Consider the following 1302-nt stretch of genomic DNA (forward strand, 5'->3'; position numbering starts at 1 on the left):
CGCTCTGCGTCGGGCCAGTGCCGCGCCAGCACCTGGCGCGCAAATGCGTCCTGCTCGACCTGCCACCGGGTCACCCCGAGCCCCGCCCATTCGAGGCCCAGCTCCAGCCCACCGATGCCAGAAAACAGTGATAGGATCTTCATCGCTCCGCCTCCAGGATGGCGCGCGCTGCCAGGTCGAGCAGAGTCCCGAGGGTATGAGGCTCCGCGGTGAGACTGCGACGCGCGCCGCGCAGCGTCATCACCCCGCGCCAGAGCGCACCGTCCCGACCCACCTCGATCAGGTAGGCCGGGAGGTCCGGCGGCGGATCAGAACGGGGCATCACTCGCGTGCTGCTCCCGCGCGGCAGGCGCGCTCTGCAGCCACGCCAGCAGCGCGGGCTTGTCCACCCGCACATCCACGAAAAATCCCTCTCCGCTCGCCACCCCCTTGAGCCAGTCGGTCAGAGTGATCATCGGATATTTCGTGTCACCGGTGTCGGTCTGCGCGGCGATCGTCACCTGCAGCCGGTTCTCCATGCGCTCGTTTCTCCATGCCGAGAGTAGATCCCAGCGTTTTTCGGTGTCGGATTTCATCGTCACGGAGACTGCAAATATCGGTCCTGCCATGTTGTCCTCACTCGCTGCAGACCCGCGACATGCGGGTCCAACCTAGTTGCTGGCCACGTCCTGCACCTGCCCGGGCTGCTCGTCTCGGGCAGAGAAGTCGGGGCGGTCATCGGGACCGCCGCCGAGGGCCTCCTCTCGGGCCAGCCACACACTCAGCAGATAGTCATGCACTACCTGCGTGGAGGCATGGATCGCGTGCCGGAGCTGATCGTCCGAGTACAGCGAGCCGAGCGACGAGTGCGCCTGGACCATGCCCTCCAGCGCGCGGGTGCTGCTCGATGTGGGTCCCGGAGCGCCGCCTCCGCGGGGCGCAGAGCGCTTGATCGGTGCAGCCTCGGGCGTCTCCGCCGGGGGCAGATCCTCGCCTGCGTATATATAGTGGCCGAGCCCAAACAGCGCGAATGCCTTGCAGCAGGCGCGCTGTTTCGCATCGGAGATCTGGCGGGCTGTCGGCTGCGACACTGCCTTGTGCCGGTGGTCCATCACCGGCAACCACATCTCGCGGGTGATGCCATCGATCTCGACCGAGACATGCACCGAGCAGGTCCCGTCGGCGTAGGTCATCACATCCCGACCCTCGAAGCGCTCGAACGTCACCGCGGCCTGGGGGTAGTGCTCCATGAGCACGCCCCATGCCCATGCCCACGACAAAAAGCTCAACCCCGCGCGCTTCTGGACATGCTCGGACACGTCA

Annotated in this window: 4 protein-coding genes; all 4 read right to left on the reverse strand. The window is 66.5% G+C overall.

Annotation, left to right across the window (positions count from 1 at the left end):
• Positions 1 to 143: DNA cytosine methyltransferase (locus GY812_02340; protein ID MCP4434322.1), on the reverse strand; the 143-nt coding region annotated here is incomplete at its 3' end.
• The gene (locus GY812_02345) at positions 140 to 325 is read right to left on the reverse strand and encodes a hypothetical protein (GenBank protein ID MCP4434323.1); all 186 of its coding nucleotides are present in this window, start codon (positions 323 to 325) and stop codon (positions 140 to 142) included. The genes GY812_02345 and GY812_02340, both read right to left, overlap by 4 nt.
• Positions 309 to 575, reverse strand: coding sequence for a hypothetical protein (locus tag GY812_02350; GenBank protein MCP4434324.1), 267 nt, complete (start codon positions 573 to 575; stop codon positions 309 to 311). The genes GY812_02345 and GY812_02350 overlap by 17 nt, the downstream gene beginning before the upstream one ends.
• Positions 576 to 650: 75 nt before the next feature.
• Positions 651 to 1302 (reverse strand): DUF1071 domain-containing protein (locus GY812_02355; protein ID MCP4434325.1); only part of this gene is annotated, 652 nt, incomplete at its 5' end.

It is taken from the genome of Actinomycetes bacterium (assembly GCA_024222295.1).
Classification (GTDB): domain Bacteria; phylum Actinomycetota; class Acidimicrobiia; order Acidimicrobiales; family Microtrichaceae; genus JAAEPF01.